Source organism: Mycobacterium sp. NGS56 (assembly GCF_059812425.1).
In genome coordinates, this window is record NZ_JCALCQ010000008.1 from 142,928 (window position 1) to 161,201 (window position 18,274).

The 18,274-nt window shown below is 64.9% G+C and carries 21 protein-coding genes; 4 read left to right on the forward strand and 17 right to left on the reverse strand.

Going from position 1 to position 18,274, the window contains the following annotated elements; all coding sequences use genetic code 11:
* Positions 1–104 precede the first annotated feature (104 nt).
* Positions 105–713, forward strand: a complete 609-nt coding sequence (locus tag AC5Y4F_RS19025; protein ID WP_067937230.1) for a hypothetical protein — start codon at positions 105–107, stop codon at positions 711–713.
* Positions 714–878: 165 nt separating this feature from the next.
* Here AC5Y4F_RS19025 and AC5Y4F_RS19030 read toward each other — a convergent pair whose 3' ends face one another.
* Together AC5Y4F_RS19030 and AC5Y4F_RS19035 are read right to left on the reverse strand one after the other, a co-directional pair.
* The gene (locus tag AC5Y4F_RS19030; RefSeq protein ID WP_499997859.1) at positions 879–1,604 is read right to left on the reverse strand and encodes an esterase; all 726 of its coding nucleotides are present in this window, start codon (positions 1,602–1,604) and stop codon (positions 879–881) included.
* 145 nt (positions 1,605–1,749) lie between these two features.
* On the reverse strand, positions 1,750–2,103 hold the full coding sequence (locus AC5Y4F_RS19035; protein ID WP_067937232.1) for a UBP-type zinc finger domain-containing protein: 354 nt from the start codon (positions 2,101–2,103) through the stop codon (positions 1,750–1,752).
* A gap of 130 nt (positions 2,104–2,233) precedes the next feature.
* On the opposite strand from AC5Y4F_RS19035, the gene AC5Y4F_RS19040 reads away from it, so the two are divergent.
* Entirely contained in the window at positions 2,234–2,602 is a 369-nt protein-coding gene (locus AC5Y4F_RS19040; protein ID WP_231986414.1) for a nitroreductase/quinone reductase family protein, read from the forward strand.
* Positions 2,603–2,682: 80 nt separating this feature from the next.
* Entirely contained in the window at positions 2,683–3,579 is an 897-nt protein-coding gene (locus AC5Y4F_RS19045) for an alpha/beta fold hydrolase (protein WP_197520625.1), read from the forward strand.
* 24 nt (positions 3,580–3,603) lie between these two features.
* Here the strand turns inward: AC5Y4F_RS19045 and AC5Y4F_RS19050 are convergent, their stop codons facing one another.
* From AC5Y4F_RS19050 to AC5Y4F_RS19065, 4 genes are all read right to left on the reverse strand, one after another.
* Positions 3,604–4,281 (reverse strand): Crp/Fnr family transcriptional regulator, encoded by a 678-nt coding sequence (locus AC5Y4F_RS19050; protein WP_067937238.1) that lies wholly within the window; start codon positions 4,279–4,281, stop codon positions 3,604–3,606.
* Between the two features lie 435 nt (positions 4,282–4,716).
* Positions 4,717–6,150: an FAD-binding oxidoreductase gene (locus AC5Y4F_RS19055; RefSeq protein ID WP_499997860.1), complete on the reverse strand. Its 1,434-nt coding sequence runs from the start codon at positions 6,148–6,150 to the stop codon at positions 4,717–4,719.
* Positions 6,151–6,323: 173 nt separating this feature from the next.
* A complete protein-coding gene (locus AC5Y4F_RS19060; protein ID WP_067937242.1) occupies positions 6,324–7,064 on the reverse strand; it encodes an SDR family NAD(P)-dependent oxidoreductase in 741 nt (246 codons plus the stop codon).
* Between the two features lie 54 nt (positions 7,065–7,118).
* Positions 7,119–7,403 carry a hypothetical protein gene (locus tag AC5Y4F_RS19065; protein WP_067937275.1) on the reverse strand — a complete coding sequence of 95 codons (285 nt, stop codon included), beginning with the start codon at positions 7,401–7,403 and terminating at the stop codon, positions 7,119–7,121.
* 181 nt (positions 7,404–7,584) lie between these two features.
* On the opposite strand from AC5Y4F_RS19065, the gene AC5Y4F_RS19070 reads away from it, so the two are divergent.
* A complete protein-coding gene (locus AC5Y4F_RS19070) occupies positions 7,585–7,956 on the forward strand; it encodes a hypothetical protein (RefSeq protein WP_067937245.1) in 372 nt (123 codons plus the stop codon).
* A gap of 108 nt (positions 7,957–8,064) precedes the next feature.
* On the opposite strand, the gene AC5Y4F_RS19075 is transcribed toward AC5Y4F_RS19070, so the two are convergent.
* From AC5Y4F_RS19075 to AC5Y4F_RS19125, 11 genes are all read right to left on the reverse strand, one after another.
* On the reverse strand, positions 8,065–8,229 hold the full coding sequence (locus AC5Y4F_RS19075; RefSeq protein ID WP_197520624.1) for a hypothetical protein: 165 nt from the start codon (positions 8,227–8,229) through the stop codon (positions 8,065–8,067).
* Between the two features lie 258 nt (positions 8,230–8,487).
* Positions 8,488–8,793, reverse strand: a complete 306-nt coding sequence (locus AC5Y4F_RS19080) for a hypothetical protein (protein ID WP_067937247.1) — start codon at positions 8,791–8,793, stop codon at positions 8,488–8,490.
* A gap of 12 nt (positions 8,794–8,805) precedes the next feature.
* Positions 8,806–9,228, reverse strand: a complete 423-nt coding sequence (locus tag AC5Y4F_RS19085) for an Hsp20/alpha crystallin family protein (protein ID WP_067937277.1) — start codon at positions 9,226–9,228, stop codon at positions 8,806–8,808.
* 305 nt (positions 9,229–9,533) lie between these two features.
* The gene (dnaB, locus tag AC5Y4F_RS19090; RefSeq protein ID WP_067937249.1) at positions 9,534–10,910 is read right to left on the reverse strand and encodes a replicative DNA helicase; all 1,377 of its coding nucleotides are present in this window, start codon (positions 10,908–10,910) and stop codon (positions 9,534–9,536) included.
* 530 nt (positions 10,911–11,440) lie between these two features.
* A complete protein-coding gene (rplI, locus tag AC5Y4F_RS19095; RefSeq protein ID WP_499997861.1) occupies positions 11,441–11,899 on the reverse strand; it encodes a 50S ribosomal protein L9 in 459 nt (152 codons plus the stop codon).
* A gap of 30 nt (positions 11,900–11,929) precedes the next feature.
* A complete protein-coding gene (rpsR, locus tag AC5Y4F_RS19100) occupies positions 11,930–12,184 on the reverse strand; it encodes a 30S ribosomal protein S18 (protein ID WP_003874730.1) in 255 nt (84 codons plus the stop codon).
* A gap of 43 nt (positions 12,185–12,227) precedes the next feature.
* Positions 12,228–12,740, reverse strand: a complete 513-nt coding sequence (locus tag AC5Y4F_RS19105; protein WP_067937254.1) for a single-stranded DNA-binding protein — start codon at positions 12,738–12,740, stop codon at positions 12,228–12,230.
* Between the two features lie 127 nt (positions 12,741–12,867).
* On the reverse strand, positions 12,868–13,158 hold the full coding sequence (gene rpsF, locus AC5Y4F_RS19110; protein ID WP_007771721.1) for a 30S ribosomal protein S6: 291 nt from the start codon (positions 13,156–13,158) through the stop codon (positions 12,868–12,870).
* 132 nt (positions 13,159–13,290) lie between these two features.
* Entirely contained in the window at positions 13,291–13,932 is a 642-nt protein-coding gene (locus tag AC5Y4F_RS19115; RefSeq protein WP_082947699.1) for a DJ-1/PfpI family protein, read from the reverse strand.
* Positions 13,933–13,986: 54 nt separating this feature from the next.
* Complete coding sequence (locus AC5Y4F_RS19120; RefSeq protein ID WP_499997862.1) at positions 13,987–15,645, reverse strand: glycosyltransferase family 87 protein; 1,659 nt, start codon at positions 15,643–15,645, stop codon at positions 13,987–13,989.
* Complete coding sequence (locus AC5Y4F_RS19125; RefSeq protein WP_369829706.1) at positions 15,642–18,149, reverse strand: transglycosylase domain-containing protein; 2,508 nt, start codon at positions 18,147–18,149, stop codon at positions 15,642–15,644. The genes AC5Y4F_RS19120 and AC5Y4F_RS19125 overlap by 4 nt, the downstream gene beginning before the upstream one ends.
* Positions 18,150–18,274: the final 125 nt, after the last annotated feature.

An 18,274-nucleotide genomic window follows, 5' to 3' on the forward strand; every position in this document is an offset into this window, starting at 1 on the left:
GACGGTCCCCTACCAATGCCCGGATACCGGTTGGTATTTCGACGATCAGATTGATGATTCGGTATTCGGTGGCCGCGCGATATCGTATTGGTTCGGGAGGGCGGATGGATCTGACCGAGTTGCGCCGGACCGGGTGCGCCCTAGCGTGCGCCGGCCCGGCATTGGTCGCCGCAATGATGTTCTCCGGACGGGCCTCCGCCGATCCGAGTCAGCCCCCTCCGCCGTTGCCAGTGTTCACGCCGGCGCCCAGCGATTGGTCGCCGAAGTTCGACATCTGGCCGTACAACATATTCGCGCCACGGGTGACGCCGGAGATGATCAGCGGCATGTCGGACTCCTGCCAATGGTTCAAGTCGCAGTTCGACCCGCTGATGGGCCAGATCAATGACTTCAACCGGTACCTCGGCGATCAGCATGACGACTACTCGGTCGGCAATGTGCAGGGGAACGCGCACACTGTGGTCGCCAATATCGACCAGTCGACGGCTTTCCTGGCACCGCGAGTGAAGCCGCTGATCATCACCAACCAGCCCGATAACCTCGGGCCGTATTCGCCGGTGGATGGCGGCGAATCGATGACACACTTGGCATTTCAACTGTCACGCATCAGCGACAGCATCAAGAGAATGGATCCGTCGGGAGTCACACACGCCAACATCGTCTCGGCCACCGGCTGGGCCAACGCGCTTCGCGACTCCGGCGCATGCAACTGACCAGCTATCGCCCAACGCTAGAAACTGTCGCCTACCCGGAACCTGGTCGGCGAGTCGCTTCCCGTTGCCGCGGAGAATCGGCAAAGGGGTCGGCGGCCGGCCGACAAGATCGCGCGCCCTCAAACCCCTTGCGCGGTAGCGTCTTCCAGGGCAGATACCGGTCGGCTACGCGATGTCGGGGCTGATCATCGGCGCGATCGCGCTGCGCGGCACCGATACTTGCGTAGCCTCCATCGCCGGCTGCAGCGCGTTTTGGTCGAAGAAGAACACGATCGCGTCATTGGTGATCGCGAAGCTTTGGTAGCTCGCCGGCTGTATGCCGGTAGCCGGCGGAATCGACACCGTCGCTCGATACCGGTCGGCCAAGGTCTTCTGCACGATCGGCAAGATGGCCTGCAGCGGCTGAGTTCCTGGTTGGAACAACGCATCGAAGGTGATCGGCTGCTGATTGGCCAGGTTGTAGTTGAAGGATTTGTACCAGACCAAGGGGTGAGCGGTGCCGAGGTTCCGGTAGATCTCGGTGACCACGGACTGGGTGCCCCGTGCCTGGCGACCGGAGCTGTATCGGGTGCCCGTAATGTTGAGCGCGCTCGGCGATTTCAACGTGTGCAGTGGTCCGCGCGCGTTGTGAAAATCGTCATCGGCCTTGGTCAAATAGCCGATCATCGTCTGCTCGTCGGGATAGTTGGCCGGAAACACCATGCTGACGTCCGACAGGGGTTCAGAGGCGTTGAAATGGCACATTTGATTCGCATCGACGCTCGCCGGATTGCACAATTGCGCGTCCGCGCCGGCCATGGCGGGGCCGGTGAATGCGGTCGCCGACGCAACGATTGCCGCCGTCGCGATTACCCGCCGTGATCCGATACGGTGCCCACTGTTGAAATTCACCACGCCTCCGTTGAATATTCCGCAGGGTGCATCGTCACAGACGCGAGGCCGCGGATGAGCGGATGGTGGACGAGCCTATTGGCCACGCCTTTCGCGTGCAGGACTGCAACGCTATCGGGCTTCACACACCGGCCGGTTAACCTCTTCAGCCTTGTCGATGCCGGAGCAGCTCGAACCAGTTATGTGGCACCCGCCCGCGGGGCCCGGGGACCGACTGGTCTTCGGGGCGGCACTCGGGCGGAGCGAGCTGAGGGCCTTCGCAGTAGTCGTTTGCCTCGTAGTTCCAGAACCAGTCCTCGCCGGGCTCGAACGACCGGATTATCGGATGACCGGTCTGTTGCCAGTGCTTGGTCGCATGACGAGAGAACGAGTCGTCGCAGCAGCCGATGTGCCCGCAGGCGGCGCAACGCCGCAAGTGCACCCACCAACCACCGGCCTCATCGCACTCGACGCAGCCCATACCGCTGGGCGGCACCGACGGGTCGACAGGAGCAGTCATCAGCGCCCTCTCCTCGTGGATGGCAAACGCTGGATTATCTGCGCGGGATGCTACCTCCGTGTCCAACGGCCGGCATCGCGTTGAGTGCCCGCGTCGACAGTCCGGCGGTATTTGCTGCGATACTTTGCACGTGGGTCCCAACAAACTCGGCCACCTCCTTGTGCGCGGCGCGCCTGTTTTCAATGCGCCGGTAGCCGCGCTGGCCAACTCCCGTCGGTTTGGCCGCCTGATCAAACGCAACATCACGATGCTGACCTATCAGGGTCGGCGCTCTGGACGCACGTACAGCATCCCGGTGGCCTATCGGCGTGCCGGTGGCGACATCGTCATCAGCGTCGGTATGCCCGAGGCGAAGACGTGGTGGCGCAACTTCCTCGACACCGGCGGGCCCCTGACGCTACGACTAGACGAGACCGAACGCGCTGGACACGCCGTCGCCGAGCAGGACGAAAAGGGGGCTGTCACCGTCACGGTGCGGCTCGCCGAACCGAATTCCTGAGTACCGCTACCGCAGCGCCACTGGCTCCAGCCGAGCGAAAGCTGGACCAAGATAAAGCGTTTGAACCACGGAGGTCGAAACTGTTTTCCCGTTCGCGCCGGCCGCCGGTCACACCGTCGTGGTTCAGCACGGCACTCGATCAAAAGCCAGAGCACCGCGACGTCGACGTCGACGGTTCGCGCATACACCTGCGGGTCTGGGGCGCTGCTGACCAAGCCCCCGTGGTGCTCGTCCACGGCGGCGGAGCGCATTCGGGTTGGTGGGATCACATCGCGCCGTTCCTGTCGCGCACCCATCGAGTGATTGCGCCGGATCTGTCCGGACATGGTGACAGCGAAGCGCGTGGCGGTTATGACCTGCGAACCTGGGCAAGCGAAGTGATGGCGGCCGCGGCAGCCGCCGGGCCCGCGGGACGGCCGACGATCGTCGGCCACAGCATGGGCGGTTGGGTGGTTTCCACGGCCGCGATGCACTACAGCCCACAGATCAACAGCATGCTGGTGATCGACTCGCCGTTGTGGGAGCGTGCACCCGAGGAAGCGCGACTGCGCAGGCGCCAACACACCCGGTATCAGACCAGGGAGGAAATCCTGGCCCGCTTTACGGCCGTGCCCTCGCAGGAGTTGATCCTGCCCTACGTCCGACAACACATAGCGAGCGAGTCGGTACGCAAAACCGACGAAGGATGGATCTGGAAGTTCGACCCGGCCGTCTTCGATGGTGAATTTCTCGAGCCGACGCCCGCCGACGAAGATTCGTTGGAGACGATGCTGTCTGCGATACGTTGCCGCGTTGGGTATTTGCGCTGCCAAGCCGGGTTGGTGCCGCCCGAGATGGCCGAACGGATCCGTTCCCTGCTTCAGCTGCGTGGCCCCTTCGTGGAGTTGGCCCTCGCCGGCCACCATCCCATGCTGGACCAACCGCTCCCGCTGGTCGCGACCCTACGGACGCTTTTGGAATTCTGGTCGATCACCTAAGGCATGAAAGGGTTTACCGAGACGTCAAGCCCGTGCGCGGCGGGCCAGTTTCGCGGGCTGGTCGACGATGAGTGCCTTGCCGTGCTGACGAATCCAGCCGCGTTGGGCGAAGTCGGATAGTGCCTTGTTGACCGTTTCACGCGAGGACCCCACGAGTTGAGCCAGTTCCTTCTGCGTGAGGTGGTGTTCGACCAGCACCGATCCTCCGTTGCTGGTGCCGAATCGCATTGCCAGGTCAAGGATTTGCTTTGCTACCCGGGCAGGCACATCGGTGAAGATCAGGTCGCACAGGGTGTTGTTGGTATGGCGGAGCCGGCGCGCCAACACGCGCAGCAGCTGCTCTGCGATTTCGGGTCGTTCGACGATCCACGTCCGTAACGCCTGACGGTCCATCCTGACGGCCTCCACTTCGGTCAGGGTGATTACCGTCGATGTTCTCGGGCCGGGATCGAACAGCGCCAGCTCACCGAACACGTCCCCCGGGCCCAGCACGGCGAAGACCGTTTCGCGGCCGTCCGCAGTTTGATGGCGTACCTTCACCGCGCCCGACAAGATGACGTACAGATCGTTACCCAGCTCGCCTTCGACGAAGACGGTGCGTCGGCGCGGAAACGCTACGTGTTGCAGGTGGCGAGCCAGCGCATCGACCGCATCGGGAGCGATCCCCTGGAAGATGCCGGCTCGCGCCAATACCTCGTTCACGCCGCCCCTTTCAACGCGTGTCGCACGGCGTTACGCGCGCTAAACGCTGCTCCGGTGTGGGGGCGTCTTGGCTCGCGGTTTTAGAATTTACACCCGGAAAAAGTTTCGTAACGCAGCAGGTCGCCGGGCGGGTTCACCGCACAGGGACAGCCGACGGTGCGCTAGGCAGCTGGCGAGGCCGCGGTCGATGCGATGGTCACCTCGGAGTACAGGTTTCCGCACGTATCGCAATTCACCTGATACTCGAGCGTGTCCCCAGCACCCTCGAGAAACCGGTATTGCGCCCACGCCATACACCGTGGGCACCGCGCAGGACCGTGCTCGATGGCCATTCGCCACCCCCTAAACTCGCCGCAGACTCAGTGGAAATACCCCGTGCCAAGCCGGCGCAACCATCGGATATCGGCTGGCCGCGGCGACCGCGCCGGGTGGCGTTCAGTAATTGAGCCCCGAATACATGACCCGGCCGGGATCGTACTTCTGCCGTACCGCGCTTAACCGGGAGATATTGGGGCCGAAGTACCGTGACGGCGACTGATTGGCTTCAATGTAATTCACGTAGCCGCCTACCGAATACTGCTGCACCGCTTGATGTGCCGTGTTCAGCCAGTTGGTTGCTGCCGCGGGATCGCCCGTCTCGACATACCACTGCACCAGCGCCGACTGCCGGCGCCATGGGAAGGCGGTCGCGTCCGTCGCCACTGTGGCGAGGGCGCCGTCCAGAGCGTGCATGATGGCCAGCATCCGGCCGGCTCCCCGAGGAAAGGCATTGACCGCCGAGGCGATCCCCTGTGCGACGCCCGCGTTGACAGTGGCGAAGACGTCGGATCCACCGACATACCCGAGCGGCGACGGGTTGAGGTTCCCGACGGCCAGATAATTCACCAGATCCAGGTAATTGAAAGTGTGGTTCTCGATACCCGATGGCTGCAATCCCACAGCTTGGGTGATTGCGGCCGCGGCGCTGTTACCCGATCCGGCCGGGCAGGTCGCCAGGATCCGGCAATGCATCCCCGTCGCGTCCACGGTGGCATCCGCCAACGCCCAGCTGTTGCGGTCGGCGGTATGCAGCCAGTTCTGCCAACCGACGAGAACCTGCGCGAACGACTGTGGCGGGAAGTTGAGGTTGACGACGTCGACGTCCTTGGTCGGGAAGGTGGCGAAGGTCAGCGAGGTCGTCACGCCGAAGTTGCCGCCGCCGCCACCACGCAGTGCCCAGAACAGGTCCGGGTTGCTGGCCGCGGACGCGGTCACCACCTGGCCGTTGGGCAGCACCACCGACGCCGAGGTCAGCTGGTCGCTGAGCAGACCGGCATGGCGCGATTGGGCCCCCATGCCACCGCCCAGCGCGTGCCCCGCGGCGCCGACCGACGGGCAGGTACCGGTTGGGACGCCGCGGCCGACCGCGGCCAATGTCCGGTGCATGGTGTACAGGCTCGTAGCCGGCGTCACCGTCACCTGGCCCGTGGCCGCATCATAATTCGCGTCCCCGGGCAGTTGGCGCAGGTCGAGCACCATCGCACCGTTGGCGGTCGACGCCCCGATATACGAGTGCCCGCCACTGCGCGGGGCGACCTTGAGGTTGTGGGCGGCCGCGAAAGCCATCGCCTTCTGCACGTCGGCCGCCGATGTCGGGATGACGACCGCAGCCGGGGTCAGCCCGTTGTAGTTAGTATTGAAAACTTGTTTCGCCCCGGGGAATTGGGGATTATCCGGAAGCAGCACCTTCCCGCCGAGGGTGGCGGATAGACCCTCCCATCCGGTTGGTCTCGGATCAGCGGCGACCCGGGGTGCGCCAAGGACAGCGCCGGTGGCCAACGCTCCGACGGCGCCCCGCAGAAACGCCTGCCGCGAGATTTCACGCGCCATCGTCGCACTCCCGCGGTTGCGTCATAGCCCGAATTGTCAACCACGAGAAGCGTGATGCCACACGACGTGTCGGTGGGTCATCTAAACGTGCCCGAACCGTTACCGCAGTCAGGTACGCCCGCCCGGTGTCCGGTCAGGTCATCCGCCCGCCCCCTCGAACTGTGGGCCGGTTGCTATCCGGCGCCCTTACCGTTGTCGACCCGATAGACGGCACCATGGACCGCGGCAGCGGCGTCGCTGGCGAGGAAGGCGATCACGTTGGCGACCTCGAGGGGTTGCATCATGCCGCGCGGCGAAGCCGTGCGCATGATCAGGTCGTAATTGGGGTCTTCCGGCGCGCTGAACTGCTCGATCTGTGGCGTGAGCATGCCGCCGGGGCATATCGCGTTGACACGCAACCGATCCGGGGTGTACTCCACGGCCAACGCACGGGTGAGCCCGATCAGGCCGTGCTTGGCGGCGCAGTAGCCAGCCGAGTACGCCTGGCCCTCGACTCCGGCGATGGAACTCACATTGACGATGTTGCCGCCGCGGTTCAGCAGATGAGGCAGCGCCGCTCTGCAGAGGTAGAACGGCCCGTTGAGGTTGACCGCAAGGTCTTGTTCCCAGTCCTCGTCGGTCATCGACTCCGTGCGGCGCATCTGGTGTCGCCCGGCGACGTTGACCAGGATGTCGAGCCCACCGAAATCACGAACGCACTGCTCGACCGCATCTCGGCAGGCCTGCACCGAACCGACGTCCAGCGACGCGAATCCGCCGCCATCGATGCCGGTGAACACGTCGGCCAAGCGACCCGCATCACGCCCGATACCGAAAACCGTTGCGCCCTGGCGAAAAAACAGCTTGACCGTTTCAGCGCCCAGACCGGACGACGCACCCGTCACCAACGCCACTTTGCCCTGCAGTGCGGCCATGCCAACCCGTCCTTCTCCGTGACCGTCGATCCGGCAGACACTACTTGGTTCCGTCTAGTAGGACCGCAACCGCACCACGCCGCTGCGTCGAACGCGAAGCGGTGCAATGGCTCTCGACCCGCATCTGGCGGCCAGGTCGGAAAGGACACGCTCGGGATGGAACCGCTGCTGGATCCGGCGCGCCGTGATCATCGCGAGCAGGCTGCACACCTGCCTGCCCAGCGCGACCCGGCTCGTTCGCTTCTTCCAGCTTGGCGGCGCAGAAGCGGCACGCCGTCCGAAGTAGTAGCCGACGCATGTCGCTGTCGCCAGCCCGGCGATGGCGGCGATTATCGTCACGTGTAGAGCGTCCTTCGTCGCCGTCACGGGGAGGTCACGCGAGGGCTACACCTCGGCCAACAAACCGCTGGACCGGCGCACGGTCAGCGGCGAAAGACCAGCCACCTCATCGCGCTTTCGGCGCTTACCGTTGTTGATCAGTCGGCGAACAACGCTGAATCCAGCCCCTACGATCTGGGTTGTGGATGAGATGCCTCGCTACACGGGCCCGATAGACCCCTGCAACCGCAACATCTTTGGGGCATGTCTGTCGTTGGTCGGTTTGGCGACGATGGTGCTGGCGACCCTGCTGTTGCTGATTGCCTTGAGCAACCCTGCGTTGGCATTCAGACTGGAGGCCGGCTTCTTCCCTCCCTTGTCCGAATCGGCGGTGCAATCCGCACGCACCGAAGTCGTCGTCGCTGCCGTGTTGACTGTCCTGTCGAGCGCCTCGGCGGTGGCGGCGGTGATCTTTCGCTCGACCATCACGTGGCGGCTGATCGGCGGCGTCACCCTGCTGGCTTTGATTCTGGTAGGCCCGCTGCTGTGGGTCTGCTACGACATGGCCTTTTGATACCGGCCGTCACGCAGCGGCGAACGCCCCGCCGCGCATACCTTGACGGCGGGAGCGTCGCCGCCGCGGAACGGCATACTTCCTCAGTCGATGTCGAAGCACCCGCCGTCACCAGACACGGCGGTCACCACCAGCATGGGGATATTCGTCATCGGGCAGCGGAACCGGCTGTTGCTGCTCGGCCCAGTCGGCGGGATCGGCCTCGAGCGGGTGAAAGTTGCGCAGCGCGCCCGAGTGACCGCGTGCAGCGCCGAGGATGGCTTGATTGATCACGGGTACCCCTTCCTTGCCTACTGGCGAATAGCACCAACTAGCAACATCTTCGCGTTGATCACACCGTCATCGGTGGATGTGAGGGCGGGCCGTCCGCGCCGGAAACGAGTTGCCTGGTTGCGGCAGTGGCGTGCCTCGTCGGGATTCACGCAGCGCCCACGGTATTGCCCGGCCGACGGACTGGCCCGGTCATCCTCGTTGTGATGCCATCACCTGCCTTCCTTAGTTGTTGTCTCACCTTTTTTCGCAAATGCGCGCTCACGGAGGGCTGCGCTGCACGGCGCGCACGTCGGGCGCGGGCGCAGTCCAGGGCCGCCCAGATATCACCCGGAACCTCCCAGATGTTCGAGGCCCGGCAAGGGCACAACCGGCCACTGGGGGCGACGGTGGGGGGCAAAGCAGGCTCGCCGCCGCATCGCACAGGATGGCGTCGACCTCTGCGATCAGCACGGACAATGCCGAGCCCTCGTCAACCAGCGCCGCGGCCTGGACCATCGAGCCGTCGGGGACCGCGCCTGCCCCGGTGCCGTTGTGCGTCATCACCAACAAGCGTTCTGTCAGCATCGGAGCGGCCGATCATGCGCTGATGGCGGCGTTCTGCCTATCCCCGCGCTTGACTTCGATCTTGCGCGGTTTGGCCTCCTCAGAGACCGGAATGTGCAATCGCAAGACCCCCGCGTCATAGCGCGCATTGATACGGTCGGTGTCGAGATTGTCTCCGAGCACCAACTGCCGGCTGAACACCCCGCGCGGCCTTTCGGTCGCCAGCATTTCCCGGCTTGGATCGAGGTCGGGGCGTTCCGCTCGTACCGTCACCACGTTGCGCTCGATATCGAGGTCCAGCGACTGTTCGTCGACTCCCGGCAGATCGAATTCGACGATGAACTGCTCGCCGTCGCGCCAGGCATCCATCGGCATCACCGCCGGACGCGCCGCAGTACCGAAAACCTGCTGAGTGAAGCGATCGAGGTCACGAAACGGATCGCTACGCACCAACATGGTCGTCACCTCCAACACTCCCATCTATTTGTCACTGAGCATCGATTATCTATGCCTTGCGGCATATATTTTTATATAGCTCGGCCGGTCGGTCTTGGCAAGCGTGCGTCCAAAATTCCACCGCCACAAAGTGATCAACCGGCTGCGCGCTTATTTAGCGGACCGCGGCGGTGGAGCATCACCCATGCCGGCAACGACGGAACGTGCTAGGGAGCCGCTCTACCGGGGACCCCTACGGGCGCGCCGAGACCGGCAAAAACCCGCGCTCGGGAGCTCGCGGGCGCGCGATGGCAGTTGGACCTAGGTCACCGCGCCATGTTGGTGAACCGCGACAGGTGCAGTTGGTGCGCGACCGTCACCGTCTTGGTGGGGCCGTTGCGGTGTTTGGCGAGAATGAAATCCGCCTCTCCTCCGCGTGGATCGTCGCGGTCGAACGCGTCCGGCCGGTTCAACAGGATCACCATGTCCGCATCCTGCTCGAGCGATCCCGACTCACGAAGGTCCGACAACATTGGCTTCTTGTCGGTGCGCTGCTCGGGACCGCGGTTCAGCTGGCTGATCGCGACGACGGGCACCTCCAGCTCCTTGGCCAAAAGCTTGAGCTGGCGCGAGAACTCAGACACCTCGAGCTGGCGCGACTCAACCTTCTTTCCCGACGACATCAGCTGCAGATAATCGACCACCACCAGGCGCAGGTCGGATTTCTGCCGCAGCCGCCGCGCCTTGGCGCGGATCTCCATCATGGTCAGGTTGGGCGAGTCATCGATATACAGTGGCGCCTCGCTGATCTCGCTCATGCGCCGCGCCAGCCGCGTCCAGTCTTCGTCGCTCATGCGGCCGGAACGCATGTCGGAAAGTTTGATCTTCGCTTCCGCCGACAGCAGCCGCATGACGATCTCGGACTTGCTCATCTCCAGCGAGAAGATGACGCTGGCCATGCGGTGCTTGATCGAGCACGACCGCAAAAAATCCAGTCCTAGTGTCGATTTGCCCACTCCAGGCCTGGCCGCCACGATGATCATCTGCCCGGCATGCAGACCGTTGGTCACCTCGTCGAGTTCGGTGAAACCGGTCGGAACGCCCCGCGCGACACCACCATTGGAGGCGATGGCGTCGATCTCGTCCATCGTCGGCTGCAGCAGATCCTCAAGCGGAACGAAATCCTCTGACGTCCGGCGGTCGGCCACCTCGTAGATCTCGGCTTGCGCACGGTCGACCACCTCGGCCACGTCGGCGCCCTCGGCTCCCGCGTAACCGTATTGCACGACGCGGGTGCCGGCCTCCACGAGGCGGCGCAGGAGCGCCTTTTCGGCCACGATGGTCGCGTAATAGCTCGCGTTGGCCGCGGTCGGCACGGTAGAGATCAGCGTGTGCAGATACGGTGCCCCACCAATGCGACGGAGCAGGTTGCGGCGGTCCAGTTCCGCGGCAACCGTCACCGCATCGGCCGGCTCGCCGCGCCCGTAGAGGTCCAGGATCGCGTCGTAGACATTTTGGTGGGCGGGGCGGTAGAAGTCGCCGGGCCGCAGCCGTTCAAGCACATCCGCGATGGCGTCCTTGCTGAGCAGCATGCCCCCCAGCACCGCCTGCTCAGCCGCCAGGTCCTGCGGAGGCTGCCGCCCGAAGTCCTCGCTTGGCGGCGAGGAATCCATGCCCGACGCCAAGTCATCGACGACCGCCACGGATTCCCTCCTCCCCTGATTCACGCATCCGAACATACATTCGATCGCCGACATCGAGCGTAAGTCAAGGTGCTGACAAACCGCGCCGCATGGCGCCCGACTCGCGGCGCCGGGACGACGTTAAACGTTGCTGGCTAGCAGGCAAAGGGGGTGCTGTTTATGGAGCTGTGCATTGTGTGTGCATATCCGTCGACACCTGTGTTGACCGGGGTGTGGAGAACCTGTGGATTAATGCAAAGGGCAAGGACATCACTGCAGATACCGGCCATACAACGCCATGAAATTCGTGTGGACAAGAATCTCTACGGCGTGTCGGGCCAGGTTACTGCCCCGGGCGTGTTGGCTTTCCACCGTGTTTTCCCAGCGTTACGGGCCGGTAAATCGCCCGGGCGCCACACACCCCGGAAACAGTTCGCCAGGAAGCGCGCCCGCGACCCTCAGCACCGGAGTGCCACCGCATGCCCGCTGCACAACGAAGCCCGGCGGCGGCCGATCATGGCCACCACCGGGAACGGGCAAATGCCGGGTGCTTAGCTCTGCGCGACGACCTCGAGCGCGACCTCGACGTCGACCTCGGGGTGCAGGTGCACCGCCACTGGGTGAATCCCGACGGCTTTGATGTGCGACTTGGGCAGCCGCACGATCCGCTTGTCCAGGCTGGGCCCACCGGCCTTCTTGATCGCCGCGACGACATCGCCGGTGGTAACCGAGCCGAACAGCTTCCCTGAATCGGCTGCGGTCTTGACCGGCAGCGAGACTGGGCCGAGCGCCTCGATCGCCGTCTTGAGTTCGTTGGCGTGCCCGAGGTCGCGCACGGCCTTGGTCTCACGGGCCCGGCGGATATCGTCGGCCTGCCTCTGCGCACCGCGGGAGGCCACGATCGCCAAACCGCGCGGGAGCAGGAAATTGCGGCCGTAACCGTCCTTGACCTCGACAGTCTCGCCGACGGTACCAAGATGGTCGACGTCGGCCGTCAGAATCAGCTTCATCGTTTCGTACTTTCGGTAGGACTGGAGCGACTATCGCGCCGAAGAGGTAAAGGGCAGCAACGCCACCTCGCGGGCATTCTTCACCGCGATGGCGATGTCACGCTGGTGCTGCACACAGTTGCCGGTGACGCGACGCGCACGGATTTTGCCGCGCTCGCTGATGTACGTACGCAGCAATGCGGTGTCTTTGTAGTCGATCGCTTGATCCTTCTTGGCGCAGAAGACACATTTGCGCGCCTTGACCGGCTTTTCCGGAGCCGGCCGCCGCTTGTTGGACTTGGCCATGTCTGTCTTTCTTTCCGTTCTCTATTACTGAAGTTTTCTCAGATCAGAAGGGTGGTTCGTCGTCCCCGCCGCCGAACGAGCCCGATGCGGGCGCGCTGCCCCACGGGTCGTCCGCGGGCGCACTGCTCGCCGGTGCCGGCTGCTGGCGGGATCCACCGCCACCGCCGAAGCCGCCGCCGCCACCGCCGCTACGGCTGGCCTTGTTGACCTTGGCGGTGGCGTACCGCAGCGAGGGGCCGATCTCGTCAACCTCTACCTCGACCACGGTGCGCTTCTCACCTTCACGAGTCTCAAAAGAGCGCTGCTTGAGCCGGCCCGTGACGATCACCCGGGCACCGCGCGTGAGGCTTTCCGCGACATTCTCGGCGGCTTCTCGCCAGATGTTGCACCGCAGAAACAGCGCTTCACCGTCTTTCCATTCCCCGCTCTGGCGGTCATAGATTCGCGGTGTCGACGCCACTGTGAAGTTCGCGACGGCGGCACCCGACGGGGTGAACCGCAGTTCGGGGTCGGCGGTCAGGTTTCCGACAACGGTGATCGTGGTGTCACCAGCCACAGTTTCCTCCTCGTTCCACCCTGTTCCTCGCCGCTCCGGTGGTGGACGTCATGAGCGTGCTTTTCGCTGAGCTCTCCACAGCCTAGGCAGGTGCGCCGACGAGAAGCACGCGACGCAGCCAAGGCTGTTAGTGCTTGTCGGTCCGCATCACCTTGGTGCGCAGTACCGACTCGTTGAGGCTCAGCTGGCGGTCGAGCTCGGATACCGTCGCCGGCTCGGCTTTGAGGTCGACGACCACATAAATGCCTTCGGCGTGCTTGGCGATCTCGTAGGCCAGACGGCGCCGGCCCCAGATGTCGACTTTGTCGACGGAGCCACCATCCTTGCGAACGACGTTCAGGAACGTCTCCAAGGATGGGGCAACGGTGCGCTCGTCGAGCGTGGGGTCAAGAATGACCATGATTTCGTATGGACGCATGGAAACCTCACCACCTCCTCTGGACTGTGCGGCCACGGACGTTCCGTGGCAGGAGGGTCGCCTGCGTCGGCAACCGCATCAGGCTACCGGATACCGGGCTGACCAGAAAAATCCGGTCGGTTGGGCAATTCACTACCGCCGGGCGGCCAAGTATTCCTCGGCCCTCGCCAGCGTTGCGGGAGTGGCCTTGGCAAGCACTCCCGAATCGAATGGTGGCTGCGGGTCGTATTCGATGAGCAGCTGGGCCGCCTGTGCGGCCTCGCGATCGACGAGCAGTTCCACCAAACGCAGCGCCATGTCGATGCCGCTGGATACACCGGCGGCGGTGATGATCCGCTGCGGCAGGTGTTCGACGACTCGTTCCGGCACGTATCGGGCGCCCAGGCCATTGAGTGTGTCGGCGGCCCGCCAGTGGGTGGTGGCGGTGAGCCCGTCGAGCAGTCCGGCCGCTGCCAGCAGCAGGGCACCGGTGCACACCGAGGTGGTGAACCTGGTGTTGGGATGTACCGCCTGCAGCCACGCCCGGATGGCCTCGTCATGAACGAGCGGGCGGGTCCCGATCCCGCCGGGGAACACCACCACATCGGGAGCGTTCACCTCGTCGAAGGTGGCGTCACAGCTGATACCGAGCAGTCCGTTCTCGGTCCGCACCTCACCCCGCTGTTTCCCGACGAACACGACATCGATCGACGGGATGCGTTGCAGCACCTCATACGGACCCACCGCGTCGAGCGCGGTGAATCGCGGAAAGATCGGGATGACGACCTGCGTCACGGCGCCACGATCCCGCCGATTCCGGTTACGCGGCAACATTGTCATCGTCCCGGATCATGGCCTGGCGCCGCTCGCCACCGCTGCTTGCTCGTCGGCGTCGTCGGGTGCCGGCGCGGTCGAGCGGCGCGACCCGACCGGCCGCAGCCAGTCCGGCAACCAGGCAGGCGGGGCATCAGGTGCGCGATCGAACGGTCCGCCCGCCGGATCGTCCACCCGCGCGCCCCAGCGCACCAAATCCTCACCGGGCTGATATATCTGGCGAATCACCAACGCGCACAAAGCGATCACCGCTAGGTCCCGCAGCAGCACGGTCGTGGTGAAGAACTGTTCGGGCAGCGAGCGGTTGGGGTTGCCGTACAGGAAATACATCCGCGGCACCCATACCGAGGCGTCGACGGTCATCCATGCCAGCAGTATCCGCCGATGCGGCAGCGCGAGCACGGCCAGCGGCACCAACCACAGCGAAAACTGCGGGCTCCACACCTTGTTGGTCAGCAGAAAAGCCGCGACCACCAAGAACACCAGCTGGGTTACCCGCGGGCGCTGTGGCGCGGTCAGCGCGACGAATGCGATTGCGGCGCAACACGCCACAAACAGCACCGCGACGACGGTGTTGAGCACCGTCGGCGGCTGCCAGAACCCGAGCTTGGGGTCGAATCCCCGCCAACCGGTGAACGACTTGATGACGTTGTACAGCGAGTCCATATCGTCGCCGCGGCGCGTGTTCAGCCGGAAGAACTCCGACCAGCCACGCGGGAAAAACACCAGCACGGGCAGGTTCACCAACAACCAGGTCGCCCCGGCGGCCAACGCGGTACGAACCCATCCGCGCAGCTGCCCGGTTCGGATTCCCAGCAGCAGCATCGGGCCCAGAAACAGCAACGGATACAGCTTCGCCGCGGCACCCAAGCCAATCAGCACACCGGCCAGCACAGGTCTTCGTCGCGCCCACGCCAATAGTCCGGCCATCGCGAAAGCCGTTGCCAGCGCGTCGAAGTTGGTGAATATCTGAAAAATCAGGATCGGCGAGCCCGCCACCAATGCGGCGTCCCAGATTCGCCGCCCGGCCAGGCCCGCACTCGCCCAGACGGTGGCCAGCCAGGCCAGCGCCAGCCCGAACGCCGCAACATTGAAGAACACCACGACCTCGGCGACCACCGGAAGCGGGGCGACCTTGCTCAGCGCGGTGTACGTCTTGGCCAGCGCCATCGACACGTACTGATAGATACCTGTCAGCACCGGATATTCCATGTAGCGCACCGCGGGCTGGCCGTCGTAACGGATCTGCTGGGCGCCCGTCGAGTCGGTCTCGACCCAGCTCGACTTGTAGGGAAACTTGCCTTGGCTCAACAATTCTGCGCTGTAGAGCGGCACGGTATCGGAGTAGCACAACTCGTAGTAAGCGCGTTGGTTGTTCCAATTGGCCACCCGCTGATCGCCCGTGCCGGTGCCGGTGCTCTGCAGACAGGCCGCCTTCGTTGACCAGCCCAGCGCCAGGAAAACCAGCGCGATCAAAAACATCACCCGCAGCGGGGTCATCAGCCGGGAGCGGCCGATCAGCGCGTGCCGGCCCACCGGTCCCCCGACGACGTCGGCGAGTGCGGCGCCAAGGAAGTCGTTGCGGCTCGGGCAATCTCGGTTGTCGGCGCTGCGCAGATCCGCGGCCAGCCGCTGCGGTGAAGTGGCCGCGCCGTGCTCCGCGGCGTCGGTCACGGTGGCGGTGGCGGCGCTTGGGGTCCGCCCGGCGGGACGCCGATGCCCGGCTGGCCGAAACCGCCCGGCGGGACACCACCACCAGGCGGGCCGAAACCGCCTGGCGGGCCACCAGGCGGGCCGCCCGATTCCGGACCACCAGGTGGGCCGCCCGGCGCCGGCGGCGCCGCGGTGATCGTCGTGGGCGGACCGACCGGAATGGTGATGCCCGGCGCCACTTCGATGGTGGGCTGGATGACGGTCTCCGACGGCGGCGGGGGCGGCGGAGGCGCAACCGGCACACCCGCGTAACCGCCGATCTCCGTCGGCTTGGGGAACGATTCGTTGGACGTGCCCTTGAGCGCGCCGTCCATCGTGGACTTCCAGATATCCGATGGTAGACCCGACCCGTAAACCGGTCCGCCCGAAGCGGTTACCAATGGGCTATCGCCTTTGGCCGTGCCGACCCACACCGCCGTCGACAGCGACGGCGTGTAGCCCACCATCCAGGCATCCTTGTTCGAGGTGGTGTCACCGAGCTGGGTGGTACCGGTCTTGGCCGCCGACGGCCTGCCACCCGCCAGCGCGTGGCCGCGGGAATAGGCGGCGATCGGCACCATCGCCGCGGTGGTGTTGTCGGCAACGGCCTTGGGGATGCGCTGCTCGTTCTTGTTGTCGGAGTTGGCGGCGTCAAAAAGGACCTGGCCGTCGGAGTTGACGACCTTTTGCACGAAGTGCGGTTGGTGATACACGCCGGAAGCCGCCAGCGTGGCGTACGCCGAGGCCATATCGAACACCCGGGTTTGATACTGGCCCAGCACAATTCCGTTGTTCGGCGGGCCGCCCTTGCCATCCTCGGAGAGGGTGTGCTCCACACCGGGGAAGCTGGTCGCGACGCCGGCCTGGTGGGCTGCGTCCGCGACGGCCTGCGGTCCCCCCTTGAGCTTGAGCATCAGGCGGTAGTAGGAGGTGTTCAGCGATTGCTTGAGTGCCTCGGCAATGTTGCAGGTACCGCAGCTCTCACCGTCGACATTGGTGATTTTGATGCCATCGACCGTCAGCGGTGAGCTGTCCACCTGGTAGCCCAGGCCGATCCCCTGCTCGAGCGCGGCGATCAGACAGAACACCTTGAACGACGACCCGGTCTGCAGCCCCGCCTGGGCGAAGTCGAACCCGTTGGCGTCGGTGCCGCCGAAGTACGCACGTACCGCGCCGTCATGTGGATCGATCGAGACTGCGGCCGAACGCATATCGGGGTCTTGGCCGTCGAGATACTTCGACACCGCTTTCTCCGCCGCCTGCTGGGCCTTCGGGTCGATGGTGGTGGTGACCTGCAGGCCCTGGGTGTTCAGGGTGCGCTCGTCGATGTTGAACAGCTCCATCAACTCTCTGGTCACCTGACGCTCGATCAACCCGTTGGGCCCGGTCGTCTGGTTCTGTGCGCGCGCCTGATCCGGTGGCACGGTCGGCGGGAACTGTTGAGCGGAACGGTCAGTCGGAGACAACGCCTTGGTCTCCACCATGCCGTCGAGCACCCACGCCCAGCGCGCCCGAGCGCCCTGCGGATCGATCGCCGGGTCCAGTGAGGACGGCCGCCGGATGAGCGCCGCCAGCAGGGCGCCTTCGGAAACCGTGAGCTGCTCGACGGGTTTGTTGAAGTAGGCCTTGGCGGCGGCTGAAATCCCGTAGGCGCCCCGCCCGAAGTAAATGATGTTCAGATAGGCCTGCAGCACATCGTCTTTCGACCACTCCCCCGACATCTTGGTCGCGATCACCAATTCCTTGGCCTTACGCATCAAGCCGCTGACTCCGTGCTGCGCCGAACCCACCAGCGCGTTCTTCACGTACTGCTGCGTGATCGTCGAGCCACCCTGCAGGTCACCGCTGCCGAAGAGGTTGTTGTTCACCGCACGCACGAAACCGCTGAAATCGAACCCGGGGTTGGAGTAGAAATTGCGATCTTCGGCGGCGATCACCGCTTGGCGTACATGCACGGGAACCTGGTTGATGTTGACGTCGACCCGATTGCCTTCCGGCGGGATGATCTTGGCGATCTCCGAGCCATCACTGGCCAGGATGGTCGAAACCTGGTTGGTGCGAAGGTCGCCCGGCTTCGGAATGTCAACGATGAAGTACGCCATCGCGAACGTGACGATGGGCAGCAACACCAGCACGGCCGCGGAGAGGTACAGCCCGCGCCGGACCCACAACCAGTTGATCTGCTCGGTCCAGGTCCAGTCGCGCCACGGTGGGGCGGGTCGCCCGCCGGGACCGCCGGGTCCTCCCGGGCGTCCGGGGCGCCGCGGCGGAGGGGGTGGTCCCGCAGGCGGCCCACCGCCGAGGCTGGCCCGCTCTTGCCGCCCGGACGTCGGGCCCCGGCTGTCGAGTGCGGCCTTGACCTCGTCGAGCGCGTCTCGCCGTAAGGGCGTGGAAGGGGGGCCGGCCAGCGCGGCTTTGACTTCCTCGATGGGATCGGAGCGCCGGGGCGCCCGGTCGCCTTCTACCGGCGGCAGGATCGTCGTCATCCGATCATCGGGCGGGGCCTGACGGCGGCGTTTGATCGCCGGCGGCGCCTCGCGGCGTTCTGGCTCCCGCGGACCCGCGCCCGGCCGGTCGGGGCCCGGACGGTCATCAGAACTCTTATCGCCTA